This window comes from Ensifer sp. Root31, assembly GCF_001424825.1.
GTDB classification, from domain to species: domain Bacteria; phylum Pseudomonadota; class Alphaproteobacteria; order Rhizobiales; family Rhizobiaceae; genus Ensifer; species Ensifer canadensis.
Genome location: NZ_LMCO01000004.1, coordinates 14,470 through 40,315 on the forward strand (window position 1 = coordinate 14,470; position 25,846 = coordinate 40,315).

Below are 25,846 nucleotides of genomic sequence, written 5' to 3' on the forward strand. Positions count from 1 at the left end.
GCCCCAGGCATCCTGGTAGGGTCACCGTATCGATAGTGACCGATTCGGGATGATCCACTGATGACACCGCACACAGGTGATGGTCGATTGGATCCCGCATCCGATCCTCCGGGAGATTGCAACCAGCTATGTCGGAAGAGCTTGACCCATTGTCTCTCCGTGTCATCGTGATGTGATGATCAAAGGTGTGCTCTTGGATCTCGCCGGCGTCATCTATGATGGCGAAGATGCCGTGCCCGGCGCGACTGAAGCAGTGGCGCGCCTGCACGAGGCCGGTCTCCTCGTTTGCTTTGTGAGCAACACCACCCGCTCAAACAAGCAAGCCGTACTCGACCGGCTCGCCAGGCTTGGTTTTTCGGTTACAAGCGACGAACTCTTCACTCCGGCGCAGGCGGCGCGCAATTGGCTTCGCAAGCACGAGCGATCGCCACATCTTCTGTTACACCCCGATCTAATTCAGGAATTCCAAGGCCTGGAAGGCAGTCGCGGGAAGGCGATCGTTGTTGGCGACGCGGGAGACGCATTCGACTACGAAGCGCTGAATGCGGCATTTCGAGAGCTGGTCGAGGGAGCAGAATTGCTCGCTCTCGCAGCCAATCGGACGTTCAGGGATTCCGACGGAAAACTCAGCCTTGACGCGGGAGCGTTCGTCGCTGCACTGGAATTCGCAAGCCAAAGAGACGCCATTGTCCTTGGGAAGCCGGCTCCGGCATTCTTCCGCTCGGCACTCGCCACCATCAACTGCACGGAAGGAGAGGCCGTGATGATCGGCGACGATGCGGAAACGGACGTCGCTGGGGCCTTGAGGATCGGTTTTGCCCATGCGCTGCTGGTGCGCACCGGAAAGTATCGCCACGGCGACGAAGGCCGTTTCGAGCCTGCACCGACGGCGACACTGCGCGATATTTCCGCCGCGGTCGATTGGATTCTGGCAAAGCGCAGAGAAGCGGGGTGAGTGGAATAAGCGGGCGCGCTGCCAGACAGCGGACATCAGAGCTTGGGGTTGTGGCTACTGGCTTTTCAGCGTCTAACTGAAAAGATTCCAACTCCGCGGTCGCTGGTGCGCTCTGTCTGCGCCGAGAGCATCCGGGGTGCCGCTTAGCTACCATTGAAATTCACGCAATCAATGACGAACTGCAATCAATGATGAAGGAGAGGTGCCAATGGCCAGCATGACGATCCGAAATCTCGACGATGCGGTTAAACAGCGTCTGAAACCCCGAAGTGATGGAATCTGGTGCCCCATCTAGCGGCGCAAGGCAGATCGCCCGATCAGCCAGTTCGATGGTAAGATCGCCTCCAGCGCGCTTTCCTGTGGCGCCTCATTGGCAACATAGAATGTATCGGACTTCGAGCGGTAGGCTTGGCGGTCAGCTTGCTGCGCTTCTGACCGACGACGATGTCGCCACGCTCAGCATCTCGCCAGCGACTAGCTCGTTAGCCGCGGTCGAATGGTTTGTTGGAGTGTGGTCCGCCGCTGAAGTCCCCATCACAACTTAAGCTGCTTCTTGAAGCGAACACCCACGCCGCCACCGTTTTCAGAGATGAACTCGATGCCGGCGCCCTCAAGGGCAATTCGGATGAGCTTTGAATTTGCAGCAGTGATTGTCGGCAGCCCGTCTTCCGCTTCTGCGCGTCGTATCGTTGAGATACCGACACTTGCTGAATCGGCTAGGTCTTCAGCGGTCCATCTAACTAAGGCCCTTGCCGCGCGAATTTGAGCTCCCGTTATTTCGTTCATAAAGTTCGTTTTCCGGTTGAACTTTTTTCGTTCATATGGCACTTAAAGGTTCAGATCGGCCGTGCCGGTGCTCGCACCACCTGGCACAGCCTGACCACAACCTAAGCTGTAGGGAGCTCGGATCATGGCTGATTCCGACAATAGCAGAACTTTGTCTGCGGTCACGATGGAAGACTGCCCTTCCCTCGGATCGACGGCCCCTTTACCCACATATCAAGAGCTTTCCGCGACCAAGACCCCGACCTTGGGACCATTCGATGACGATCCCGTACTCGCGGTTTGGCATCAATGGCGCATTGCGTGGCAGCGTCTGGACGAATCACAGTTGCGTCAGCAGCGACTCGAAACGTCACTCCTCTCGGTTGCCTCAGCAATCCGGGACGCATCCGGATCCGCGCCAACGGCGGCTTCGCGGGCTTACGACGAGGCCCTCGAAGCAGAGGACCGTGCGTCTATTGCAGAGGACCGAGCAGCGGAGGACTTATGGAATACTCCGGCGCAATCTGTTGCCGGTGCAACGGCCAAGCTCCAAGCCGTTGTCACCAGGTCGCAACCGTCCCCCACAAGCCAAGAAGATCCATGGCCACAAATCCGCTCCGTCATCGCCGATCTCCTGAAGATCAATAGCGCCTCGGCCGGGGCACAGGCGCATTCAGCTGTTGTCGTCCCAGCGCCTGTCGATGTTTCAGGGCGGCTGAACAGTGATGTCCCAAGTGCGCGTGTGATCCGCGGTTCGCCGTCAGTCTGACAGAAGACCGCGCGACCACGCCTTGCATGCGTTTCGCCCTGGAAGCCACGCGTTGGGGAGTACTCCATCGCGGCGTTCCGACTCTATCAAGAACCAAAACAAGGAACCGCACATGAAACTGGGAAGCCCCTTTCGCCGACGCCTATTTTCGACACTTGTGATCTCGATCATGCTCGGAAGTGCTCCGTTGACGCCGGTCCAGGCACAAGACCTCGGAGAGCTGCGGATCGCCACGTCCTAAAAGCTGATGACGCTCGATCCGCAATACGCCAATCTAATCTCAACGAGAACACCTCGCTGCTGTCGCACATCTACGAGCGGCTCGTCTATCAGGACGAGAAGCTGGAGCTGAAGCCTGGTCTTGCGACGTCCTGACGACCACTGTCTGGACACCCAGTGGGAGTTCAAGCTCCGCGACGACGTCCGCTTTCATAACGGCTCAGCGTTTACTTCGGACGCTGTCGTCTACACGATCGAGCGCATTCGGGACTTTCTCAAACCGCCCAGCGGCGGCTTTCGCTCCTATGTGAGCGCCATCAAATCGTCTCGGCACCGGATCCCCTCACCGTCGTCATCGAGACCAATGGCGCCGTTCCCAACCTACCCTCTTTTTCTCCTCCATGTTCGTGATGAACCGGCCCTCCGAGGGTTTCCAGACGAGGGAAGACTTGAACGCAGGTCGTAGCCCCATTGGCACAGGACCGTACAGGCTCGAGAGCTGGAGTTCGGGCGAAACGTTGCAACTCGTGCGAAACGACAGCTACTGGGACGGTAAGCCTGACTGGGCGAAGGTCACGTTTCGGGTGATCGAACATCCCGCCGCGCGCGTGGCGGCGCTCAGCACTGGTGAAGTCGATGTAGCCGATGCCATTCCGGCTCGCGATGTTGCTTCCGTGAAACAGCGCGACGCGAAGGTTGCGAGTGTGGGAGCTGCCCGCGTCAACTTCGTGCAGTTCGATGTCGCACGAGAGGTGCTTCTCGTTGTGACGGCTAAGTCGGGCGAGCAGATCCCCAATCCATTCAAGAAACCCTTGGGCGCTTGCGCTGGCTGTCGACCGAGGCATTCTGATCGACAAGATCCTGGCGGGCTATGGCACGGCGGCAGCACAAGTGTTCCCACTGGCCTGCCGGGCACGTCGGCGAAACTGCAGCCGCAGGAGCCGAACTACGACGAGGCAAAGGCGCTTCTGGCCAAGGCCGGCTTCCCTGATGGCTTCAATCTTATCCTCGCCGGACCCGCCGGTCGCTATCCCGGCGACGCTGAAAGCCTTCAGGCTGTCGCACAAAGCTGGGCCCGAATTGGCGTGATCGCCCAGCCGGCAGCAGCACCCTTCTCGGTGTTCAACACGAAACGGGCGGCCGGCGACTATGCCGTCTGGTACGGCGGCACGCGGCCGGATTGCTGCGGCTACCGATCTTCCGGATCATCTTCCGGCATTTGCTGCCCAACAGCATCGCGCCGGCGGTCACCCATCCCGATCGAGGTCGGTCACGCTGTAGCGCTTGAGGCAACGCTCTCCTTCCTTGGCCTCGGTGTTCCGATCGACAAGCCGTCGCTCGGATCCGCGGTCGCAAAAGGGTTCCAGTATCTCCTGACCGGACAGTACTGGATCAGCCTGTTCCCGGGCCTCGCACTCTTCGGCCGGATCGCATGCATCAATCTAGTCGGCGAAGACATTCGCCGCAGCCTCGATCCAAGGAGCCATTCGCGATGAATGCCGACACACATAAAGCCCGCGCCGACGTTTGGATTGCGAGACATAAAAATTCAGCTTGCGCGCGGCACTGTCACCGGCATCGTCGGCGAGAGTGGAAGCGGCCAAACGACGATCGGGCGCATCATCGCAGGCTTGAACAGTGCCCAAGCTGGCACGGTTGCCATCGATGGAATCGAGTTTGATGTCTCGAAGAGCGGCCGCCGCGGCCGCCTGCTTGGTCGCGTGCAGATGATCTTCCAGGATCCCTCCGTATCCTTGAACCCCAGGATGAGCGTCGACGAGACGCTTGGCGAGAGCATTCGGTTCGGCGCAAGGATAGGCCCCAGGGGAGCGCTCCCCGACCTTTCGACCATCATGGATCGGCTGGGTCTTGCCCGAAGCTTGCTCAACCGCAATCCGAATCAGCTCTCCGGCGGACAAAAGCGCGCGTTTGTATCGCCCGGGCCTTGCTGGCTAGACCTCAGATCATTGTTGCGGATGAGCCGACATCAGCGCTCGACGTGTCCGTTCAGGCCGAAATCGTCGCGCTTCTGAAGGACACGATCGCCGAGCGGGACATGACGATGATCTTCATCTCCCATGATCTGGCGGTCGTCCAGGAGGTCTGCAGCACCGTCTACATCTTCAAGGATGGTCAGGTGGAGGACTTCGGGCCCGCCGCGAAAAGTCTCTGGATGTCGCGTTTGAGGTTTGTCTACTAGCAGCTGCCAACCCACCGCCCCCCTGGCGACAGGGGCAGGTTCTCGACACCGCTGGCGCGGGCCCCCTCGCTTGCTGACAGTAAATGCTCGCCGGTTCGACAGCTCTGGCGGGGCGGGTCAGGATCCCATGCTCTGGAAACCCTGACAGCTGTCAGGGTTTTCTGTGAGATCATGGCAATGCTCCGTGATCATGAACGCCGCGAGAGCTAATACCTTTCGCCCTCAACAACGACATCAAAACCGGCCCCAGCGAAAATTGCCCTCGTTTTGATTTCGAAGTTAGAGCCCGCATGTATCCGCCTGCCGAGTTTATGTGCCCTGCCCGCTCGAGGATGCAGGCGATCATGACAGCCGCATTTTGCGGTCCGATCGCATCGCACGCTTCCTGATAAGCCGATGGAGTAACACCAAGCATCGACCTGACGATGACGGATGCCGACGTCAGATCCCGCCAGCTGGCTACCCGCCCATTCGGGCCGTATGCAACGATTTCAGGGCATGCCCGCAGCACCATGTCCAACGGAAACACCTTCAGCGCTATGTTAGCCGGTTCCCTGTTTTGGCAAGGCATAGCTCGCTCTTCGACATCAGAGCCCGGTTCAAGTTCATAGAGGGATTCGGTATTTGAACTCTGTTTGTGGTGCTCATTGTGATCATCATTGGCGCTCAAAAATTCCGCTTTTTGCTTTATATCCAATACGTTGAGGACTTCTTCACGCAGCATTTCCATTTCCTCAAGAAGGCCATGAAGATCGGACAAGAGGGGTGCACGTGGGATTCGGCGCACGAGCTCGAGGTAAACGGCCTCCAGCTTCTGCCAGTGGCCGTCGGCCCCCTCTCCGATTGCCGCGGAGATGAGCTTGCGGACGTCACGCCGGCATATCGTGAGATCTTCCTTGGCCCTGCGGTATGCGATCCTGTCCGCGCAAACCCGCTGCGCCATCTGGGCGAGCTCCTCCGCGCGCATGAGCAGCGGCGATAAATCGAATCCAAAGGCACTCTCGACCGAGCCGCTCTTGTTTTTGCGTGCGTAGCGCTTGCCGTTGGCACTGTCCCTTCGAACAATCAGCCCAGCTTCGACGAGCAGCGCTAAGTGCCGACGAAGCGTCGCGCCCGCGATGCCGTGGGCTCTGAGGGTCAGTTGCGCGTTCGACGGAAAAACGACAAGTTGGCAACCCTGCCTTAATTCATTCTCGGGATAGAAACTGAGGAGAGCTTCCAGGACCGCCAAACTGCGATCCTGGACGCCGAGGAATTTCCGCGCCTCGGATGCATCCCGCAAGACCTTCCACTTGTCTGTCGTTTTGTCGGATCTGATTTCTTTCGTCGCTATCTGCCGGCTCACCAAGGCAAGCGTTATCGGCCGCCGCCCAAAGGGCGTCGTCACATGTCTGCTCTCCATTTTCTTTCACCTTTCAAGAGGCAAAAGAAATCCGCTCACCAAATTAACGGTGCCAAGACTCTTGACTGGGATTCGGGGAAATGCGATTCTCGAGTTGTCACACTTTGAGAGAGGCTTCCACGACGGCAACGTTTAGGGGGCCTTTTTCTTTTGCAGCGCTTCCTTTCCTGTTACGTCTCGAAACCCTGACAGCTGTCAGGATTGCTCCTGTTCATGTTCACTGGCAAAGCGCTCAGCAAGGCTGGGCAACTCCGCCTGTAGAAACTTCAGAAACTCAGTCCCCAGCGATCCCTCGGCTGCAATTCGGACCTCTTTTGGAGACGCCACCAAGGTGGCAAGCCGCCTACCGCGTTTATCCGATATCGCCGGCGCAACCCTCCTTGGAGGGACGGGCTTGACGGTGTTCAGAAGACGCTGGAAACGCTGATCGGAGGTTTCAGTCGCGTCTAATTTCTCCACCAGCACAGCCCGGAGTGTTTCGATGGCTGTCGGGACGTCGCTAACTGTCTTGGCAAGTTCGAGCCAACGTGGCCGTCCGATCTTTGGGGCACGGCCGATAGCCTCGATGATATCGGCAGGAACGACCCTGTATACGTTTCGCATTCTCGCCAATTCGGCGTCTTCTATCGCCAGAGCAGCGTAGATATAGCGCGGTTTGATCCCTGCCTGGTCCATCCGCGATGCAAACAACGCCCGCTCGATCCAGGTGAGATCCTGGCGGTTCGCATTTTCTATGCCTTGTGCGAGGACAAGGTCGAGATCCGAAATTTCGACTTCGAGGGCCAGTACGGGCCTCCCAAGCTGTCGAGCAGCAAGCCAACGTCGATGGCCGTAGACAATCTGAAAGCGATCGGGACTGGAGGGATGCTTGCGGACCTGAACCGGAACCTTCTGTCCCTCGGTTTCGATCGAGCGCTTAAATGCCTCGAAGTTCGCCCCATTATCATCAGTCAGTCTGTCCGGGTACGGGGAGGGATCAACGAGTGAGGGATCCAAGTGCCGAACAGCGGCTGCACCCGACTCAATGAGGGCTCTCAGCCGGTCTCGTTCTGATCGGATGTCGTCGATTGCACGGTGCGCCGCGGCGACGACACCGGCTCCGACACGATTACCGCCTGACGGCACCGGGGTAGCCGGCTTTTGCTCGACCAATTCGGTTTCCAGCTCCGATGATAGCAGCCCAAAACTGGCGACGATTGATTTGCGAGGAGATTTGCTCATGTCCGTCCCCAGCTGTCATTGATCAAGCGAACGATTGCCTCATTTACTGCGTCAACAGCTTCACGGGCACGCTTTTGCGTATCGCGACCAATCTGTCCCATCTCGAGTTCATAGAGGGAGCGCTTTGCAAGCCCGGCGGCCTCAACCGCGGTACTCTCAATAGCGGTTGGCAACAGCACGTCGGAGCCGAACAGGTGCCTCAGCATCGCGACGACCTGGGACTGCGGGGCGTCATTGGGGTCATGCCGTGTTATCAGGTATCGAATGAAATCCTGATCCAGCTGGGCTCCGCTCTCGTTCAGAACGCTGATGAGATCGCCCATCATCAGAAGGAACTGGTTCATTGATGCGACATCGAGCATGGCTGGATGGACAGTTATGATCATGCTGGTCGCGGCGTATATCGCGCTCAGCGTGAGAAACCCGAGCGACGGCGGCGTATCCAGAATAACGACGTCGTAATCTGCCTCGACCTCGGAGAGTGCAAGCTTCAATCGCTCGAAGAAGATGGCGCCAGAACCCGATTTGTTTGCCAGAACGCGGGGTGTCTCGTGCTCATACTCCATGACCTCCAGGTTTCCCGGGATCAGGTCGATGCCATCGAAGTATGACTTGCGGATAATATCGCGGATTGGCCGACGTTCGGCCTCATCATAGCGAAGTGCGGCGTAAATTGTTTCGTTTGGCCCCACATCGACCTCCGGCTGCGCGCCGAACATGGCCGACAGGGACGCCTGAGGGTCCAGGTCGAGTGCAAGGACGCGGTAGCCGTGGAGAGCCAGATAATGACATAAGTGGACGCAGGTCGTCGTCTTTGCGCTGCCGCCTTTGAAGTTGGCAATCGCAACAACTTGGAGATGCTCCCCGCCACGGCGGCGTGGGAGGAACCGCAAGGCCTCCGCCGGCTTCTGCTTGGCGAACAATTCCCGCAGCTCGTTGATCTGGGACAGCGTGTAAACGCGATGATTGTTCTCGAGCCGATTGGGCACCGGTCCACGTCCTTCGGTGGACAGGAGCTTGAGGGTGGAATCGGGTATGGACGTCAGTTTCGACACTTCATTGGTGAGGAACGAACGCAGGGCCTTTTCCGACTTTGGCGGATACATGCGAGTTCTGAGCTGCTGCAATTGCCCGGACAGAATCCCGGCATGCCGCATGATTTTGTCGCCGGCATCTTCCTTGGTGCCCACGACGGGTTCTACTCGGTTTGCTATCGCCATTTTTACCTCTTGGCGGCCTTCGGTCGGTTTGAAGGCCGTTACCCGCCAAGGATAGACATGTTTCTCCGAGGCGGTCCAGAAGTTTAGGGTTAACAAAAGGTTAACGACACCGGCCTTCTGGCGCAGGACTGCAGGTGGACTTTCTGGTCTTTCCCTAATCTTTTCCGTTTGTTAGCGCGAAGACGCTGCCAATTGTTCTACTGTGAATCATGCACGAGCGAAGGTCATCATCGAGGAGCGACAGAGATCTCTTCGCACCGCTTTGGGACCCGAACACCTGTTTGGAGCCTGTATAGTCCAACCACAGCGCAGCGATTCTATTTCGTGCTCATCTCCACCGCGATTTCCGTAGTCCAGAAAGGCATGCGGGTCATCGCGATTTCGGAAGAGCAGGGCACGTCCAAACAACAACTACTCGACGCCCATCATCGGCTTCGAGCTAAGGTGTTCTCGGGCAGACTAGGTTGGGAAGTCGCTGTCACCGATGGTCGGGAAACCGACGCATTCGACGCACTTCAACCGGACTATATCCTTGCGCTGTCGACGAGTGGCGAGGTTGCAGGATGCGCTGGACTTCTGCCCGCGCTTGGGGCCATCGCTTCTGCCAAGCGGGAGGTCGGACGCCCACCCTTTCATGGTCGAGACCTCGCGTTTCTGCGTCGACGCTGCCCCGGCGGAGGGAAGAGGGGCGTCGACGGGGCAACCCGCAGGCATCATCGAGTGGTGCGTGGCCAATGTTGCATCGAAATCGCCACCGTGACACCGATCTTCGTTTCGAGCGCCTTCTTGCGCGCGTTGGATGGCCCTTACATCGCTTGGACGGGCCCATCAGTGAAACGATGGCGGTCGCCGGGATACTGTCCACCAATATCGAAGCTCCGTCCTTCTGGATACCGTTCTAAACTGCCACCCCAGCAGATAGCATAAGGAGAAATGCGTGATCCCGCTTCGCGCTCATCCCGCTTGGCCCCGAACTGTTCATCGAGCGCTTCGGTCACGCATTGCACTGGAGGGCTATCGTCAAGGCTGGTCTGAGATACGAAACAGGGTGCTCCCCCTGGGGGGCCTGATCAACACCCGGAAACAGCGGAATTACATCTCGAAACATTGCCGTTTTGCGACCGTCGAGAGAGACGAGGTAAGCCGCAGTTTTCGAGCGAAGGGATCGCCGCGGACCGGCAGGTTGGCCCGGCGGATTCGGCATTTCGTCAGTTCTCCACGGATGGCTTTTCGTCGGCCGGTCCTCCCCGTTCCAGCACGGCCATGGTGAAGCGAGCGGGCCGATTGCCCGCTGCGGCATAGGAGTGTTCCTGATCCGTGACCAGCCGGGCACCTTCCCCAGCATTCAGGATCAAGGTTTCAGCACCGACGCGAACGCTGAGGCTGCCTTCAGCAACGGAAATCAGCTCGCGTGTATCCGGGCTGTGTGCATCGGCTCGATACTCCTCACCCGGCATAATGGTCCACGACCACAACTCGAACATGGTCCGGCCGGTCGTGGACACCTGAAGCTGTGCCTGGCTGCCATTGGTGCTGCTCCACAATATCTTTGGTGTGGTGCGCTCAAGCGGACTATCGGGCGCGTCATTTACCTGATTGCTCAGGAGATCGGAGACAGAGAGTGAAAAGGCCGCAGCCAGCCGACACAAGACGGCGATACTGGGGTTCGCCTTGCCTTTTTCGAGTGCCACCACGGTGCCTTTGGAGAGGCCGGTGAGCTTGGCAAGTGCGTCGAGGCTCAGCGTCCGCTCATGCCGGAGATTCTGGATTCGGCTCGCAAGCACCGAGCCGAGCTGTTGTTCCGTCTCAGCCACCATCATCATATCGGTCATTATATTGACTTTCACTCCTCATGCCGTATACGGTCACTATAATGACCGGCGTCGCAATCTTCAACTTCGCCGTCGAAATCCAACATGGAGGTTCGCGGATGCGTATCGAGACAAAGGCAATCCATATCGGCCGCAGCGTCGATCCGGCGACCGGCGCTGTTTCGCTCCCCTTGCACACGAGTACGACCTTTCAACGCGGCGTTGACGGTACGTTTCCCTCCGGCTTTGAATACATCCGGGATGCGAACCCGACGCGCAACGCCTTCGAGGCTGCGATGGCCTCGCTCGAAGGCGGGAGCGCGGCTCTGGCCTTTTCGTCTGGCATGGCGGCGATCACCGCCGTGTTCGAGGGGCATGCGACCGGTGGCCGTATCATCGTTCCGGACGATATGTATTTTGGTATCCGCTCGCTCATTGACGAGACGGACATCGGCAAGCGTTTTGAATTCAAGCCGGTCGATATGCGCGATCTCGATGCCTTGCGTGTCGCGGTCACGGTAGCGCCGACAGGGCTTGTTTGGATCGAAACTCCGTCAAATCCGCTGATCCGGGTTGTCGATATCCAGGCGGCATGTGCGATCGCGCACGAGGGCGGCGCGCTTGCCGTAGTGGACAACACATGGGCGACACCGGTGCTTCAGCGTCCGCTTGAACTGGGCGCGGATGCCGTCATGCACTCGGCGACAAAATATATTGGCGGGCACTCCGATCTCATGGCGGGTGTCGTCGTCGTTCCCGAGGGATCGCCGCTGGAGCGACCGTTGCGCATCATCCAGCGACACAAGGGAAGTGTGGCTGCGGCCTTCGACTGCTGGTTGGCTCTGCGGGGTTTGCAGACTTTGCCCATCCGAATGCGGGCACATTGCCAGGGCGCGCAGAAGATAGCGGAAGCGTTGGTTGCTCATCCAGATGTCGAGAAGGTGCTATTCCCTGGCCTGCATGACGATCCGGGCCATGGGCTCGCGCAGCAGCAAATGAGCGGCTACGGCGCAATGCTGTCCTTTGTTATTCGGGGTGGGGCCGAGGCCGCAATGGGGGTCGCCGGTCGGCTCAAGCTCGTGACGCGGGCCACAAGCCTCGGCGGGACACACACGCTCATCGAGCATCGCGCATCCGTCGAAGGCCCGAAAACAATGGCGCCGGCGGGACTGCTCCGCCTGTCGGTCGGGCTGGAGCATCCTCAGGACATCATCGACGATCTGATACAAGCTCTGAAGGGCCTTGGCTGAATCCGCCGATGCCTTATTGCGTCCCGGACTGATATTCAGGCCGATAGTAACAAAGATAAATCATCTGCAGTACGGAATTTGCCATGCGCATGTATCAGGTCGACGCTTTCACCGACCGCCTCTTCGCGGGGAACCCCGCGGCCGTTCTTGTGCTTGACGACTGGCTACCGGATGAACTGATGCTGGCGATTACACAGGAGAACAACCTGGCTGAGACGGCGTTCGTCAAAGCCCGCCCCGATGGGGCGTGGGATCTGCGCTGGTTTGCCCCGGCTCATGAGGTCGATTTCTGCGGGCACGCCACCCTTGCGACAGCGCATATTCTGTTCACCAAGGCAAAGGCGGACACACAGCTCGTCTTCCACACCCGGGTCGGAGAACTGCGTGTATCGAGGGAGCCGGGCGGATACCGGCTCGACATTCCGTGTCTGACGCCCGAGGACACCGGCACTCTGCCGCCGGAAATAGCAGGGATTTTCGCTGAACCGCCCGTCCGCATCTTCCGCAATTTCGAGAACATCTTTGCCGATCTCGGCAGCGCCGATGCCGTGCGCGGTTTCGTTCCCGACCATGCAGCCATTGCCAACCTCGGCCCTGTCGGCCTTGTTGTGACGGGGCAGGAAGCCGAGGGCGCAAAGGCGGATTTCGTGTCGCGCTACTTCGCCCCCGGCGCGGGCATACCCGAAGACCCGGTTACGGGGTCAATCCACGCTACGCTCGTGCCCTATTGGGGTTGCGCGATTGGGCCACGACAAGCTCATGGCCTATCAGGCGTCGGCACGCGGCGGATGGCTAGACTGCGAACTGACCAATGACCGCGTTAATCTTCGCGGCAACGCTGTGACCTTCATGGAAGCCACGCTTTCTCTGCCCACATATCGATTGGCGCGCATATCGAGAAGGCAGACGCATGAAATTCGATACTTCGATGAAGACCGGCACCTTCGTTACCTTCCCGGGCGGTGCCCCACCGGACAAGGCGGACCAACCCGCCGATCTAGGGCAGGTCATCTTTGCGGATGGGAAGTCGTTGAGATTGCAGATGCCTGGACAGGCTTGGTCGATACTGACGCCGGCGTGCTTTTGATTGGGGAGGAAGCCAAAACCGTCAGGAAGGGGGAGGGCGAATGGCAGGGCGTGGTCATATATCGTTCAGTCAGATCGCGACCTCGGCGCCTATATCAGTGAGGACGTACGCTTCGCGGTTGAACCGCGCAGACGTAAGCCACTTTCGGTCACACATACGGCGGCGCATCTTGCCGCGTTGGCACTGAATGCGGCTTCAGTTCCGTTCTGGACCAAGGACTTTGCGGAACTCGATGGGTTTGGGCGGCCGAATCTCGACAAGGCGGCAATAGAGAATTCCTCGATCGAACCGGCTATATCCACGGATCTAACCGGCGCGCCGCCGAGGCTGGCCTTTGGGCCAAAGGCGAGTTCGTTTCCAGCAATACCGTGCCGGCCGCACCGAAGGCGCCAGGGCAACGACCGCTCAAAGCGGGAGAGATCGAACTGGATATGAGCTTCGATCACAGGTAGTCCCAACGGGCGAATTGCAAAAGTTTTCAACCTAGAGAATGCTGAGCTTCACTCTCAGGAGGCAAGCTGGTGGGTTGGACAGGCTTTATCACATCGATTTGCGTCATCGCCGTGCTGTGGGCCAGCCTGCTTACAACGACGTCCATCTCTCGAAACGACCAGTTTTTGCTGGGAACCGCTTTGTTGGTCGCCACGTGGGTGTGGGTCTACTGGCACCGCAAGTTCAGCTTTCCCTTTTTTCGGTGGGTCAGCGGAGGTACCTGTGTAGCTGCAATGGCGATCGGCGCTTTCGCGCTCCTTTATAAAGACGGCGACCTCGGTTGGATTGCTGGATACTTGTTCATCGCAAGCATCGTATCAGCGGTCATCACCAAGGTCGCTGACGACACACCCTTCCCACCAAAAGTGCGTAAAGCCAGCCGCGCGCCCCAGCCCAGGAGGCGCGTGCAGAGGCAAGTATTGGTCACTTGCACCACCTGTGGCGGCAGTGTTCTTTACGGTGACTGCCCTACCTGCAGCAATGTTCGGTGGTGGTACGAACTCCGCTACGTAGACGAATAGCGCCGCGCCGGGCTTCGCAGACAAGTGCGACAGACGCTCACATGAAACGGATACCGCCGGGCATGCAGCGTCAAAGCGGATAATTGCGCGGAACAAATCGCGAATTGCACGGCTTGCACGTGCACAATCCGTGCAGTCGGTCTCGTTTTCTCTGTCCCACCAGGCGTGACCTGAGCCCGCGCCTCTTCCTCGCTGGGTTGCCAGTACCACGAAACTCAGTTCGGCCACCTGAATATCGCGCGGCGCGATCCGGCATGGGATCCGCCGTTGGCCCAGGAGGCGGTTTCTTTCTTAACGTTTTAGCCATGACGCATTAACGCACGACAGGCGGAAAACGTCTAAGCTGCAAAGATCCCAAGCTGAGCGCCCTAAGGAACCATTTTCCTCACTCAAGGTTATTTAACCGATATCTAATTTAGTGAGGTCGAAATGAACGTGGTACGTGAGCTTCTAATAAGCACCGGTCTGGCCGTGGTGTCGGCAGGTTTCTTAACAATAGCCGTCCCGGCGCAAGGGCAAATCACTGAGCGCTCCATTTTCCCGGGTCAGTGTAGCGCGCGTGGAGCGGCCAACATCATCAATGATGGCGGAGGAGAAAAATGTCAGCCGATCCCGGCGATAAACGCAATCGCAACATCGAATGGTAACACGGGTCGGACCCGCACCAGTCCGGGCGGCGGCGGTGCCGGCGGTCCGGGTACTGGCGGTGGTGATTCCGGCCAAGGCGGTGGCGGCGATCCTGGTACTCGCGGCGGTGATTCCGGCCACGGCGGTGGTGGAGATCCTGGTACTGGCGGCGGTGGTGGAGATCCTGGTACTGGCGGCGGTGATTCCGGCCACGGCGGTGGTGGAGATCCTGGCACTAGCGGCGGTGATTCCGGCCACGGCGGTGGTGGAGATCCTGGCACTGGCGGCGGTGATTCCGGCCACGGCGGTGGTGGAGATCCTGGTACTCGCGGCGGTGATTCCGGCTTCGGGGGTGGCGGCGATCATGGCAATGGCGGCGGTGATTCCGGCTTCGGCGGCGGCGGCGATCCTGGCAATGGCGGTGGTGATTCCGGCTTCGGCGGTGGCGGCGATACTGACAATGGCTCCACGGGTGATTAACTAGATAGCAATCAGAAACTCACGCCCTGGGCGACGGGTTTGAAGGCCCTCCGTCACTACAAAAACAATGCGCCTGATTGCCTCGGCGAAACTCGCGCGGAGAGCCATCGCCGCAATACCGGTGAACCCCGAGCGCACCGACCCATCAGCTTCCAACGCTTCACGTCATCGGTGACCGGTTTCATCTCCGCAACGTCGGCAACAATCGTTGCCGTTGACGTTTGGAGATGACCAACGCGACCGACAAGCTCATCCATGCGGCGATGCACGCCCGCGCGACTTTCGGCCGCCTTATCCTCGGCGCGGTCGGCGCCCTCTTCGATCCGGCGCAATGTGTCCTGCAAGGCGCGCGTTCCTGCCGTCAGTTCGCCAAGCTGGCGATGGACCGTCGCTGCTGTTTCTGTGGCTGCCATTTACTGCCCTTCCCCGTGCCTTACACATTCCGCATTCGTCCAGACGCCGCCAGCGCAAAGGCCGACCCATTCGAGAGGGCAGGCCGAACCTTGCCCGAAGCCGAGAAATGCTCGCCAGCGCGAAATGTGCTGAAAAAACGGGCCTCTTCAAAAAAGATGAAAAGGCCAGCTTTCAGAAACATGATGGAGTGCCACCAAAACCATTGAACACGCCGATGTTCCGAAGACGCACCTTTTGGGTGGGGGAGAAGCCTTGAGCGGTCGCTACGGCGCCATCGCAAGCGCAACTAACCATGCGGCCAGAGCCACCAGGAGCCAAAGCCTTGCCTGTCTGTATCGCCGGCGGCGCGCACCTTCCCAATCGTAGGACATGATGTTCTCCTGTAACGCGGCGGGAGAATGCCTCAATCTAAACGAGAAAAAAAGATCAGAAGCCATGCTGCGTGTGGATTGTTGTCTCGCTAAACGTAAAAGACGCTTTCTTATCGCCAGGCCGCTGCGTCGAAAGCGCCAATTGGGATTTTCAGATGCGGCCTGCCGTCGCTTCCGGGCTCGGGAAGGCGGCCCGCGCGAAGATTGACCTGAAGGGCGTGAAGGATGAGCTTCGGCAAAGGTAGCTGGGCGTCCTTTTCGACGCGAAGTTTAACGAAGTCTTCAAGCGAAAAACCATCGAGATGAATGTTGGTCTGCTTTTGCTCCGCTACCGTGCTTTCCCACCGGGGAGCGCGCCCGTGGGCCTGGTAATCGTGCCCGGTAAACACCCGCGAAGCCTCTGGAAGAGCTAGGATTCGTTGGATCGACTGCCATAGGGAGCTCGCATCTCCACCTGGAAAATCGGTGCGAGCCGTGCCGCTATCGGGCATCAGAATGGTGTCGTGAACAAAAACGGCATCACCAATGATATAGGTGACGGAGGCTGGGGTGTGACCTGGCGAATAAAGGACCCTGGCATCGATCGAGCCGACATTGAACGTTTCGCCGTCCGCAAACAACCGGTTCCAATGCGACCCGTCGGCAGACAGGTCCGGCCACTCGTAAATAGTTCTCCAGATTTTCTGAACCTCGACGATCCGATCGCCGATCGCGATTGGGGCGCCAGTCTGCCCTGCGAGGTAATAGGCGGCCGAGAAATGATCGGCGTGGGGATGAGTGTCGAGGATCCACTCGACCGAGAGCGCGTTTTCGTTGACGTATTGGAGGATCGCATTGGCATTCATCGCGCCGATTGCGCCCGCCTTTTCATCATAGTCGAGGACGGGGTCGATAATGGCGCAGCTACCCGTCTCAGGGTCGGACACAACGTACTGGATGCTGCAAGTGCGCTCGTCGAAGAAACCCCTGACGTTGGGTCGCTGCGCGAAATGGTTCTCCAACCAAGCGGTAGCTTCGGTCAAGTCAAAACCATGCAGATGGCCGAATTCCTGGACCTCGGAGCGACGCATGCGGCCGGCGAGGACCTCGCCGATCGCGTACAGATGGAGGGCACGCCTTCCTGACTTACAATGTGCCACGACCGGTCCCTCGGCTTCATCAAGAGCTTCTTGAAATGCGGCAACCTCGGATTCTGTTACCGTGGGGAGGGTCACGGGGATGAAGGTGTAGGACATCCGAGCTTTCTTCGCCGCGGCGGCTTCCTGCTCGCTGCCCGGCTGCTCCTCGTCCTCTCCATCGGGCCGCACATTGATCAGCCCGGTAAAGCCCTGATCTGCAAACGACTGGAACTCGTCCGTCGCGGGCTGAGCCATGATGCTGAGCTTTTCATTGACCTTGGTAATGATCATGAGGTCCTCCTGGAATCCGATACAAGCTGAACGCCGCCAGGGCTTGTGTGTTCCTCGGTCGCTCCAGGGTTGCCATCCGTGGCAGCCGAGCCAAAGTCCGGAGGCCCAGAAATACGGTCCAACGGCTGAAACCCGTGTCCGCGGCGGTGAAAAACGCCTCTAGCTGGATTCTTTCGAACGGTATCGCTTCACTCGGGCATATGTCCCGCAGATGTCGTCCGAGCACCAATGTCTTCGGCCGGATCGCGAGTGATCGAGAAACAGCCAGCCACAATTGTGACCGGGGCACTGCTTGATCGAGCGACGGGCGTCGCGGGTTGTAAACAGGTCAACGGCAAAGCATGCAATCTTGGAAGCGATGTCTTGGGGGTCTTGCACGGATTCGCTCCAGGCGATCTGTCCATCCTGTCGCATCAGGATGGATCGGCCGGCAAGCCATCGTTTCGCCATGCGACCGATCAAGTGCAGGTCCTTTTCCGGCGGTGCTTGGCCCCGGACTTCGGCCAGCGCGATTGCGTAAATAGCCTCTCGTAGGGCCCGTGCCTCTTCAAATGCTTTTCCCGCGATTTGTGGATGCGCCGCAGCTCTTGAACCGAGCTGAGCTGCGTCGGCGGTCCCTATGAGTTCAAGCCGAGTCGCCCACTCGATCAAATGATTGAACGAGACGAGAGCATCGGGCCCGATGCGATCCTTGCGGCTGTCCACGGTGTTGACGTAGTCGAGCACGGGATGTCCACCAAGGAGACGCAGTTCGGCGATCGGTTTGGGTTGCATCCATCAATTATCGAACTTGGGAACAAAATTGGCAAGATGAACATGTAACGGTATAACATGATTTTAACCGTTACAGTATCCATATGACTTCGCAGCGAACCTCATCGGTTTTCTTATCCTGTGCCTCATTTGGGGATCCACATGGATCGGCATATCCGCCGGCGTCGTACCGTGCCGCCGGTGTTTTTCGCAGGCACGCGATTCGCAGCGGCAGGTGTTTTGCTGCCCACAATCGCCACCTTCAGGCACGGGCTTCATCGTTCCGGCTGCTGGCGAATGCTCGCGGTTGCTTGCGGCCAGTGTGGACGCGCCGCACTGAGACACCGACCGGTTTCTCGGGAAAGCGCTCTCGAACCGGGTCTCCAAGTGATCAGGGAATGTCCATGAGGCGCAGCAGCCAGCGTTTCCTGTCGCGTTTTGCTCGACCTGCTTCCGTTTCGGCAATGGCGACTTTGAGTGCGCGCGCCACAAGCTCATCAGCCTCGTCTGCATCCGGGAAATGGATGCGCGCTGAGGCCCGCAGCGTGGCGAGTAAGGCGCTGTCTTCGTCTGAAGTCATCTTCATCTTATTAGAACGTGAAGAAGCGGCGCGAGTTCCGAACGACGTCCATTCGCGAGCGCGCAGGGTCTCCGGCTTCGGGCTGGATGGTAAATCCCGTATTGCGTGGAAACCGGCAGAAGCTTACCTGCGGGGTCACCGGGACGCCTCCGATCACGTCATCGTACATTTGATGTAAGGGGAGGCCGAAACATACGAAGATACGGTTCAATGCTGTTTTCGAGCTCACGACAAACACGTTCGTATTCGTCAATCAGGAGCACATCAGGGCAGCTACAGAAGCGGAGTCTATCCAGCTGCATCGATGCCTCTGCGTAAGCGATGCAGATTTCGGTTAATGCCGGGCTTCTCAGCTCCGACAGCACATGCCGGAACGATGGCAAGCGGAGCTTCAACCTTGCTTTGCCAATCTTCTCCAATTTCATAGCCAACTCCCGGCCCGCCACAAAACGCTAGTCGAGAGACGAACCCCCTTGCCTCAAGAAGGTTCCGCAAGCTCGATGCCAGCACTCCCATCCGATGAACGGCATATCAGCTAACAAAGAAAGGGCCCCACGTAGGGGCCAGGAGTGGATGAAGACTTTGCCTGTCCATTGGACGCTATTTTTGGCAGCACTAGGCCGCTCTTTGCGGACTGTCGTCATTGCGCTTCGATGTTCGCAGATGCTCGAACCTTCCGGTGGCCGGCATACTAGCTTCCAGGCATGCAGCAATAAACGCTTCTCGAGCCACCGCTATTGGTGTCGATCTATTGAGCGCGCCGCGGCAGGTCCTAATCGCCCGTTCGTAGTGTTGTCCACGTCGAAGTGGCCATTCATTCTCGAGAAAATCGAGTGCATCGTAGACCGAGGAGAAAACTCGGCTCGTACCGTTTTGCAGCCGCACCAACAGCGGCCCCGACCATGGCATCTCCGGAATGTGCATTGGTTCCTCCTTGACATTCTACCGGATGAAAAGAAGACCAAATCGATATTGGAAACGCACATCGCCACTTCAAGGGCATGAAAAAGAAGACGTCGAAAAAAATCTTGTTGCCGCTTGGCCGCCCCCCTTTCTGCTCGGGCGGCTTCATCTCCCCGGCCGTGGCATTCGCCCTTTCGCGCGAGTTGCCCGCGTCGCTGACGATCTTGGGAGCCTGACGCCGTTGCGATCGGGGCCTGACGTGGTTTCAACGCAAATCCGCGAACAGCGGTCCCCGCACCCTCGACACCCAGCATTAGCAACCAGGCGCCTACTGACTGCTAACGATATTACCCTAGTTGACGATGAAGCCGTAAATAGCGAAGGCACCGATCGCCACCCCGACAATCACCGCAAGCCCGCGACCCGCCAACAGTTTTCGTCTTTTCTGCCAGGGCATGTCTGCGGAGGTGGGAAGGTCTGTGGGTGTGTCGCGCGGATCCATCGCCCCTACTTGCTTTGATCAATCGCATGAGGCGCTGGCTGGCCCTCTGGCTCAGTTGGCGTCCAGAACACGAAATATGCTCCGGCGATAATGAGCGCGAGCGCGAATATTGCCGCGACGAACGTTATCATGCCGGTTTTTGCCTGTTCTTCCGTGCTCTTCATGAAGCTACCAACTTCGTTCACTAGGGAATGTTCCGAAGCCCGGGTTTTCGCACTGCCCTCAGCGCAATTTTCCAACTCGCGCCTCGGCGATAGCCGCGATGAATGCAGACCGAGCCTGCTTCCAGGGGTATGTGCCGAACACAGCGTCTGTGCAGCGATTAAGCGCCGTTCCATAGCGAAATCCGCACTGAACTGGCCAGCAATCGGTAAGGAGACGGGCTGCGTGCGCCGGGTCCCACACGATCTGAACGCCGTGGCTGCTGCAGCTCTACAATGACGCATTCTTCCCAGGTTTCGCGCATGTTCGGCCTCCGGAACTCGTCTCCTATCCGGTGTGAAGGGGGATGCTGTGGTGTAGGTTCTGCTCCCCGTGAGCGCTCCCGATTGTCAACCTTCGGAACGACAAATGATGCCGGCGAGTTATTAGCGTTCTGGCCAATCCGAACGGGGAACGGACGGTTCCAAGCATATCGAGCGCGAACGCGGTTGAACGGCCATCCGCCTTCATGACCTGCGCTCCTGCCCCTGGGCCTGTTAACACCGCCTCAATTCCGGAGTTGTACATGTACAACCACCCGGGAATGACTTTTGCCCTGATAAAACTGGCGTAAACTGAGTTGCGGGACAAAACCGCGCGCAAACGCGCAGTTCTTGGGCCAACTATACCGGTCCCAACCCTTTGATATAATTGATACTTATACGTATACGGAAACTAATAGCACGTTACGTTCCGTCAGTCGGACGTTACGGCGGCTTTCGATTCATCCATTTTTTGGCGCATCGAAAGCCAGGACTCACTTTCTAACATACAAGAGGTGGCCACGCCACCCGTGAGCGGGTTGCCTGCAACGACGAAACAAGCCTGCGAGCAATGTTGCCTGCGCTCAAAGGAAGGCTCCCTGGCAAAGGCGGATCGCGCAAACTCGCATAACTGTCGGCAACGTAGGCTAGCCGCGCATGTTCCTTGGACAACTCCGGTTGGATTTTGCGCCAGCTACTGAACAGAATGGGCATCCGCCGGGGCAAAAATTCAGGCAATGGACGCATCGAAGAAGTATTCGGCTCCAAACACCGACCCGCCTGCCGAACGCAACCTCGTGCGAAGCGAGCGGGCGCTGTCCATTCTGCTGCCGTCTGTTGTACACGTACAACTGCGCAGGCGTGACCCAAAGGAGATTGAGATAAGTTGTACATGCACAACGCAACCGAGAGGGTTGCAGCCCATGTTGGAATCGGGTTACTCCTGATCAGCGCATATTTCCTTCAAAACCGCAAATAAGCGCGGATAGGACAAAAGAGAAACCGATGCTCAACAAACCTCTGAAAGCCGCTGGTGGACTACGCTCCCTAATCGCTTCTGACGCAGAGGAATTGTCGCGTCAATTGCAGGCGCATCAGCAACGCACCTTCCCACCGACCGCACGCAAGACGATACGCAGCTTCACACCCGCCGAAGCCGCCGACTTCATCGGAATTCATCAAGGTTACCTCAGGCAGATTGTTTCGGAAGGGCATGGCCCAGAGCCGCTCCCCAACGGCAGACGGTTGTACAGCGTCGAAGATATTCAGGAGCTGCGCCGTCTGCTGGACGAGGGCGGAAAGGGACCTCGCCGCTATATCCGGCATCGCCAGGATGGCGAAAAGCTCCAGGTCATTTCCGTCATGAACTTCAAGGGTGGCTCGGGTAAGACGACCTCGTCTGCCCATCTCGCACAATTCCTTGCCCTTCGCGGCTACCGCGTACTTGCAATCGATCTCGACCCGCAGGCATCGCTATCCGCGCTCTTCGGTCATCAGCCAGAGCTCGACGTAGGCGAAAACGAGACGCTTTATGGCGCAATCCGCTACGATGAAGAGCGAAGAGACATAACCGAAATCGTTCGAGCGACATATACGCCCAATTTGCACATCATTCCGGGGAACCTGGAATTGATGGAATTCGAACACGAGACCCCCAAGGCTTTGATCGCTCGTGGTCGCAGCGATTCCATGTTCTTTGCCCGCATCGGCGAATGCCTGGCCGAAATCGAAAGCGCCTACGACATCGTCGTTATCGACTGCCCTCCCCAGCTTGGGTTCCTAACACTGTCGGCGCTCTGCGCGGCGACCTCGGTTCTCATCACGGTTCACCCGCAGATGCTCGACGTCATGTCCATGAGCCAGTTCCTGCACATGACAGGCGACCTACTCGAGGTCGTCGAGAACGCCGGCGGCACGATGGACTACGACTGGCTGCGTTACCTCGTGACGCGCTACGAGCCAAATGATGGCCCTCAGTCGCAAATGGCGGGCTTCATGCGCTCGATCTTCGGAAATCGCGTTCTCGAAAATGCGATGGTCAAGTCGACGGCGGTATCGGATGCCGGCCTTACCAAGCAGACGTTGTACGAAGTCGATCGAAACCAGTTTACCCGCGGCACATACGATCGTGCGCTCGAGTCACTGACGGCGGTAAACGCCGAAATCGAGGAACTCGTGAAGCAGACCTGGGGAAGGAAATAAGCGATGGCGCGCAAAAATGTCTTCGGAATAGAACAGGGGGATCTCCCCTCGTCGCCCGATCTGCAACATGAGCGCCCGCTTGCCGAACTGCGCCCTTTGGCCGGTTTTGAAAAGCCGTTGAAGCGCGCTTCACCGGTTGGCGCCATCTCGCAATCTCTCGGCGGCATCAACGAACGCGCGCAACGCGTCGAGGACCTGGAAAAGCAGTTGGCCAAGGGCCAGGCCGTCGTCGAACTGGACCCAGAACTGATCGACGTTTCCTTCGTTTCGGATCGATTGGGCGTTAGCCAGGACGATCAGGATCTCCTGGAGGCTCAGATTCGCGAGCATGGCCAGCAGGTCCCAATCCTCGTCAGGCCGCACCCGACAAGCGATGGCCGTTATCAGGTTGCATACGGCCATAGGCGCCTAGCGGCCGTTCGTCAGATCGGCGGTACGATCAAGGCCGTCGTCAGGGATCTGAGCGACGAGCAACTGGTCGTCAGCCAGGGACAAGAGAACAACGCGCGCACCGATCTTTCCTTCATCGAGCGGTCCTTTTTCGCTTCGCGCCTTGAGCAACGCGAGTTCAGCAGGGACGTCATCATGTCGGCCCTGGGCGTCGACAAGGCAGCGCTCTCACGCATGATCGCCCTCGTCACACGGCTACCGGGCACCCTCATCGAGGCAGTAGGGCCAGCTCCGGGGTTCGGCCGTACCCGTTGGGCCGATATTGCGGATCTGATGGAAGATAAGCCAAAGCACCAGGCAGCGTTGAAGCTGATCGAAGAGCCAGCTTTCAAAAACTTCTCGTCAGATGACCGCTTTCTCGCCGTGTACAACTGCCTGAAGCAGGTGCCAGAGCCGGCTAGAAAATCGGTGTGGAAAGACGGTTCGGGCGAGAAGGCCGTGCGGGTTTCGGAAAATGGCGAGCGCCTGAGCATCGTATTCGACAAGCGCGTAGCAGCCGACTTCGGTTCATTCGTCGAGCATAAGCTCGATGAGTTGTACGCGGAGTTCCAGCAAAGTCAGGCTTCAGGAGGCTGATGGATAAAGAAAAAGGCCCCAAACGTTTCCGTCGTGGAGCCCTTCTCGATCTGTAGCAAGGTGAGATTCGCATTTCCACGAGATTCAGTCAAGAGTCTTCAGCATCCCTTTGATGCCTGAATTCGTTGAATCGTGCTCTGTCGCCTCACAAAAATGCGGCTTTCGCATCGATTGGTCGCGCCTTCACGTTCTTGACGGGCACCCCGGCAATGGTCAGCAGGGGTGTCCGCTCACGGTCGTTGCCAATGTTCAACGCTCTAAAGCAGCAGCGATCTGACAGTCCGAGCAGCGGTCGCTCCACTGATAGTGGTGCCGAAATGGCAGTAGCAGATCACCTCGTGCAATTGCTCGGCACTGACTTCGAAAAAGCGCCTTGCTTCGCCGAAGGTATCGTTTTTCAACCCGGCCGAGCGCAAAACGGGGCCTTCGGACGCAACCGAGATGGCGAGTTATCGCAACGCATTTTGTCGCGCAGACGAGACGGCTGATACTCGATTTCGGACGGCGTGGAGAGTAGCTGCTGCGGCTTCTGCTCAAGAAGTCCCGCCCAGCGCTCCAAGCGGTCGTTGCGAGAAAGGGTCATTTGCTGCAGGCCCTGCTCGACCTGCGCTACTGCGGATAATTGTTCGCGTGTTTGGTGCCTCATGTTCGCCTCCATTCAGACGATCAAACCGGCGCCAGCGACGCGGCCGATGCGGGCTGGCCAACGGAAATAATCCATTTCAGTTCGTTTCAGATCGAAAGTGAGACGGCAATTATGAGGCGAGTAAAGACTTGCGCATGAATGAGGGAACCTTACTGGCAATTAACTTCCGTTTGGGGAATTTGCGGTGATACTTCAGTGGGTTTATGCTTCTTCCGATTTCAACTGAAGCGCCATGCTGAAAACCCACGTTTCATACCCGGAGCAGGGGAGGGGCAAAGCCCCGTGTGGGGCGGTCGCGGCGGTGCATATTTGCGGCTCATTTCGACCGAAGCGTGCACTAGATGCTTTTGCACATAACGATTGTCGACCCCGTCGAAGACGCTAGACCCGCGCGCCGCGAATGGCCAAGGAATTTAAATCCTCGTTCGACCTCGGCCGGGCCGCCACCCGCGACGGCGGCAATCGCGGTTCGCTCGACTAGGTGCGCCACCTCCTTGCCATTGAGGCGATCCCGTCCGACATCCCTGATTTTGCCGCCCTAACGGGTCATCTCGTCAGATTGATAAATGTGCTACTGAGTACCAAGTTAAGCTCAAAGGAGTTGAACCGATGAGTGTCAAATCGTCGATCTCGCTGACAGACCAGCAGGATGCGTTTGCCCGTTCGTTGGTTGAGAGCGGCCGGTATTCCAGCATGAGTTCCGTTCTTCAGCAAGACCTCGAACTGCTTCGGCAAAAGACGGAAACTGAGGCCGTTGAAACGGCAGCGCTTCGGGAATTGGTCCAGCGGCGATTGAACGGACCGATGATTTCTGCGACGGAAATGGAAAGCCGCGTCGCGGCAATGATTGAGCGGAAGCGACGGGTTGTTCGCGTGGGCTCTTGAATATTCTGAGGATGCCGAACGCGATTTCGAGTTGATCTTCGATCATCTGTTCGACGCCTATGTCGAACTGGGGGACCCGCCTGGCGAGGCTGTGGAACGTACGCTGAACGGATCGGCAATTTGCGTGTCGAAATCGATCGCCTCGACGATACGCCCTATATCGGGACTCTGCGGCCCGATATTCATCCCGAGATGCGGGTTCTTCGGCGGGACAACACGGCTATTTGGTTTCTACCGGTAGAACATAGCCGCACAATTATTATCGCGGCTGTCTTCTACGGTGCGCAGGACCGCATCAGAACTATGCTCGCACATATGCTGGCGGGATAAGGTCCGTAAGCCCCGCGGCCTTCGTCACATTGAACCTAAATCCGTCGCGTCGGAGCTGGGATTTGCTCGCATGGCCGATCTGCTTTTGCACATGACGCTCATCGACCTCGCCGAGGGGGACCAGGCCGCGCGCAGCGAATGACCGGAGAATTTGGCCGCAGGCTCGTTCTCACTGGGGTCGCCATGCAGGCCGGCGGCCAGGGCCGCGGACTTGACAAGGCGGGCGCCTTGTCATCGAGGCGCTCCAGTCCAACGTCTTTGCAGCTTGCGGTGACGCGGCGGAATAACTTGGCCATCGCCGCGGTTATGGAAGCCTCCTTAAGTGGCCCTTTCCAAGCTGAG

Annotated in this window: 23 protein-coding genes and 9 pseudogenes; 17 read left to right on the forward strand and 15 right to left on the reverse strand. The window is 58.3% G+C overall.

Annotation, left to right across the window (positions count from 1 at the left end; translation table 11 throughout):
- Positions 1 to 175 precede the first annotated feature (175 nt).
- A complete protein-coding gene (locus tag ASD00_RS05385) occupies positions 176 to 955 on the forward strand; it encodes a TIGR01458 family HAD-type hydrolase (RefSeq protein ID WP_057205575.1) in 780 nt (259 codons plus the stop codon).
- Between the two features lie 295 nt (positions 956 to 1,250).
- Positions 1,251 to 1,337, forward strand: a pseudogene (locus ASD00_RS41420) (VapC toxin family PIN domain ribonuclease); the annotation flags it as partial.
- 152 nt (positions 1,338 to 1,489) lie between these two features.
- On the opposite strand, the gene ASD00_RS05390 reads toward ASD00_RS41420, so the two are convergent.
- Positions 1,490 to 1,741, reverse strand: coding sequence for a transcriptional regulator (locus ASD00_RS05390; RefSeq protein WP_057205229.1), 252 nt, complete (start codon positions 1,739 to 1,741; stop codon positions 1,490 to 1,492).
- A gap of 124 nt (positions 1,742 to 1,865) precedes the next feature.
- Between ASD00_RS05390 and ASD00_RS38325 the strand changes: the two genes are divergently transcribed.
- From ASD00_RS38325 to ASD00_RS05405, 5 genes and pseudogenes are all read left to right on the forward strand, one after another.
- Positions 1,866 to 2,489, forward strand: a complete 624-nt coding sequence (locus ASD00_RS38325; protein ID WP_244496006.1) for a hypothetical protein — start codon at positions 1,866 to 1,868, stop codon at positions 2,487 to 2,489.
- Positions 2,490 to 2,850: 361 nt separating this feature from the next.
- Positions 2,851 to 3,174: an ABC transporter substrate-binding protein gene (locus ASD00_RS42245; protein WP_280137488.1), complete on the forward strand. Its 324-nt coding sequence runs from the start codon at positions 2,851 to 2,853 to the stop codon at positions 3,172 to 3,174.
- A pseudogene (locus tag ASD00_RS05395) lies at positions 3,119 to 3,823 on the forward strand (ABC transporter substrate-binding protein); the annotation flags it as partial. The gene ASD00_RS42245 and the pseudogene ASD00_RS05395, both read left to right, overlap by 56 nt.
- 56 nt (positions 3,824 to 3,879) lie before the next feature.
- Positions 3,880 to 4,204: pseudogene (locus ASD00_RS05400) on the forward strand (ABC transporter permease subunit); the annotation flags it as partial.
- A gap of 24 nt (positions 4,205 to 4,228) precedes the next feature.
- Positions 4,229 to 4,863 (forward strand): annotated as a pseudogene (locus ASD00_RS05405) (ATP-binding cassette domain-containing protein); the annotation flags it as partial.
- Between the two features lie 214 nt (positions 4,864 to 5,077).
- On the opposite strand, the gene repC reads toward ASD00_RS05405, so the two are convergent.
- The 3 genes from repC to repA (ASD00_RS05420) all read right to left on the reverse strand — a co-directional run bounded on the left by repC (position 5,078) and on the right by repA (ASD00_RS05420) (position 8,751).
- Positions 5,078 to 6,310, reverse strand: coding sequence for a plasmid replication protein RepC (repC, locus tag ASD00_RS05410; RefSeq protein ID WP_057205232.1), 1,233 nt, complete (start codon positions 6,308 to 6,310; stop codon positions 5,078 to 5,080).
- A 195-nt stretch (positions 6,311 to 6,505) separates the two neighbouring features.
- Positions 6,506 to 7,531: a plasmid partitioning protein RepB gene (gene repB / locus ASD00_RS05415; protein ID WP_057205236.1), complete on the reverse strand. Its 1,026-nt coding sequence runs from the start codon at positions 7,529 to 7,531 to the stop codon at positions 6,506 to 6,508.
- Entirely contained in the window at positions 7,528 to 8,751 is a 1,224-nt protein-coding gene (gene repA, locus ASD00_RS05420; RefSeq protein ID WP_057205239.1) for a plasmid partitioning protein RepA, read from the reverse strand. The genes repB (ASD00_RS05415) and repA (ASD00_RS05420) overlap by 4 nt, the downstream gene beginning before the upstream one ends.
- A gap of 363 nt (positions 8,752 to 9,114) precedes the next feature.
- Here repA (ASD00_RS05420) and ASD00_RS38330 point away from each other — a divergent pair.
- Positions 9,115 to 9,678: pseudogene (locus ASD00_RS38330) on the forward strand (acyl-homoserine-lactone synthase).
- A gap of 281 nt (positions 9,679 to 9,959) precedes the next feature.
- Here ASD00_RS38330 and ASD00_RS05425 read toward each other — a convergent pair.
- On the reverse strand, positions 9,960 to 10,583 hold the full coding sequence (locus ASD00_RS05425) for an XRE family transcriptional regulator (protein WP_057205243.1): 624 nt from the start codon (positions 10,581 to 10,583) through the stop codon (positions 9,960 to 9,962).
- A 98-nt stretch (positions 10,584 to 10,681) separates the two neighbouring features.
- Between ASD00_RS05425 and ASD00_RS05430 the strand changes: the two genes are divergently transcribed.
- From ASD00_RS05430 to ASD00_RS41125, 4 genes are all read left to right on the forward strand, one after another.
- The gene (locus ASD00_RS05430) at positions 10,682 to 11,812 is read left to right on the forward strand and encodes a PLP-dependent aspartate aminotransferase family protein (RefSeq protein ID WP_057205577.1); all 1,131 of its coding nucleotides are present in this window, start codon (positions 10,682 to 10,684) and stop codon (positions 11,810 to 11,812) included.
- A gap of 83 nt (positions 11,813 to 11,895) precedes the next feature.
- Positions 11,896 to 12,627: a PhzF family phenazine biosynthesis protein gene (locus ASD00_RS05435; protein WP_063963224.1), complete on the forward strand. Its 732-nt coding sequence runs from the start codon at positions 11,896 to 11,898 to the stop codon at positions 12,625 to 12,627.
- A gap of 95 nt (positions 12,628 to 12,722) precedes the next feature.
- Complete coding sequence (locus ASD00_RS41425) at positions 12,723 to 12,899, forward strand: hypothetical protein (RefSeq protein ID WP_156408530.1); 177 nt, start codon at positions 12,723 to 12,725, stop codon at positions 12,897 to 12,899.
- 1,695 nt (positions 12,900 to 14,594) lie between these two features.
- A complete protein-coding gene (locus tag ASD00_RS41125) occupies positions 14,595 to 15,023 on the forward strand; it encodes a hypothetical protein (RefSeq protein ID WP_156585463.1) in 429 nt (142 codons plus the stop codon).
- A gap of 52 nt (positions 15,024 to 15,075) precedes the next feature.
- Here ASD00_RS41125 and ASD00_RS05450 read toward each other — a convergent pair whose 3' ends face one another.
- A complete protein-coding gene (locus ASD00_RS05450; protein ID WP_244496014.1) occupies positions 15,076 to 15,363 on the reverse strand; it encodes a DUF1515 family protein in 288 nt (95 codons plus the stop codon).
- Here ASD00_RS05450 and ASD00_RS41430 point away from each other — a divergent pair.
- The gene (locus ASD00_RS41430) at positions 15,247 to 15,639 is read left to right on the forward strand and encodes a hypothetical protein (protein ID WP_244496017.1); all 393 of its coding nucleotides are present in this window, start codon (positions 15,247 to 15,249) and stop codon (positions 15,637 to 15,639) included. The two genes, ASD00_RS05450 and ASD00_RS41430, sit on opposite strands and share 117 nt — an antisense overlap.
- A gap of 275 nt (positions 15,640 to 15,914) precedes the next feature.
- On the opposite strand, the gene blh is transcribed toward ASD00_RS41430, so the two are convergent.
- From blh to ASD00_RS38350, 7 genes and pseudogenes are all read right to left on the reverse strand, one after another.
- Entirely contained in the window at positions 15,915 to 17,213 is a 1,299-nt protein-coding gene (gene blh, locus ASD00_RS05455) for a bifunctional sulfur transferase/dioxygenase Blh (RefSeq protein ID WP_057205256.1), read from the reverse strand.
- A gap of 159 nt (positions 17,214 to 17,372) precedes the next feature.
- On the reverse strand, positions 17,373 to 17,987 hold the full coding sequence (locus ASD00_RS05460; protein ID WP_057205259.1) for an ABATE domain-containing protein: 615 nt from the start codon (positions 17,985 to 17,987) through the stop codon (positions 17,373 to 17,375).
- Positions 17,988 to 18,357: 370 nt separating this feature from the next.
- Positions 18,358 to 18,546 carry a hypothetical protein gene (locus tag ASD00_RS05465; protein WP_156408527.1) on the reverse strand — a complete coding sequence of 63 codons (189 nt, stop codon included), beginning with the start codon at positions 18,544 to 18,546 and terminating at the stop codon, positions 18,358 to 18,360.
- A gap of 615 nt (positions 18,547 to 19,161) precedes the next feature.
- On the reverse strand, positions 19,162 to 19,470 hold the full coding sequence (locus tag ASD00_RS38345) for a DUF982 domain-containing protein (RefSeq protein ID WP_082523446.1): 309 nt from the start codon (positions 19,468 to 19,470) through the stop codon (positions 19,162 to 19,164).
- A 331-nt stretch (positions 19,471 to 19,801) separates the two neighbouring features.
- Positions 19,802 to 19,951, reverse strand: coding sequence for a hypothetical protein (locus tag ASD00_RS39750; RefSeq protein ID WP_156585465.1), 150 nt, complete (start codon positions 19,949 to 19,951; stop codon positions 19,802 to 19,804).
- Between the two features lie 5 nt (positions 19,952 to 19,956).
- Positions 19,957 to 20,115, reverse strand: coding sequence for a hypothetical protein (locus ASD00_RS40865; protein ID WP_164474984.1), 159 nt, complete (start codon positions 20,113 to 20,115; stop codon positions 19,957 to 19,959).
- A gap of 58 nt (positions 20,116 to 20,173) precedes the next feature.
- Positions 20,174 to 20,417 (reverse strand): annotated as a pseudogene (locus tag ASD00_RS38350) (DUF982 domain-containing protein).
- A gap of 1,003 nt (positions 20,418 to 21,420) precedes the next feature.
- On the opposite strand from ASD00_RS38350, the gene repA (ASD00_RS05470) reads away from it, so the two are divergent.
- Positions 21,421 to 22,617, forward strand: coding sequence for a plasmid partitioning protein RepA (gene repA, locus ASD00_RS05470; RefSeq protein ID WP_057205266.1), 1,197 nt, complete (start codon positions 21,421 to 21,423; stop codon positions 22,615 to 22,617).
- 3 nt (positions 22,618 to 22,620) lie between these two features.
- Positions 22,621 to 23,643: a plasmid partitioning protein RepB gene (gene repB, locus ASD00_RS05475; RefSeq protein WP_057205269.1), complete on the forward strand. Its 1,023-nt coding sequence runs from the start codon at positions 22,621 to 22,623 to the stop codon at positions 23,641 to 23,643.
- A gap of 257 nt (positions 23,644 to 23,900) precedes the next feature.
- On the opposite strand, the pseudogene ASD00_RS41130 reads toward repB (ASD00_RS05475), so the two are convergent.
- Positions 23,901 to 24,289, reverse strand: a pseudogene (locus tag ASD00_RS41130) (hypothetical protein).
- 609 nt (positions 24,290 to 24,898) lie between these two features.
- On the opposite strand from ASD00_RS41130, the gene ASD00_RS05480 reads away from it, so the two are divergent.
- Positions 24,899 to 25,174, forward strand: coding sequence for a type II toxin-antitoxin system ParD family antitoxin (locus ASD00_RS05480; RefSeq protein WP_057205272.1), 276 nt, complete (start codon positions 24,899 to 24,901; stop codon positions 25,172 to 25,174).
- A pseudogene (locus ASD00_RS41440) lies at positions 25,155 to 25,504 on the forward strand (type II toxin-antitoxin system RelE/ParE family toxin). The gene ASD00_RS05480 and the pseudogene ASD00_RS41440 overlap by 20 nt, the downstream one beginning before the upstream one ends.
- Here the strand turns inward: ASD00_RS41440 and ASD00_RS41445 are convergent.
- Positions 25,476 to 25,791: pseudogene (locus ASD00_RS41445) on the reverse strand (hypothetical protein); the annotation flags it as partial. The pseudogenes ASD00_RS41440 and ASD00_RS41445 overlap by 29 nt on opposite strands.
- Positions 25,792 to 25,846 lie beyond the last annotated feature (55 nt).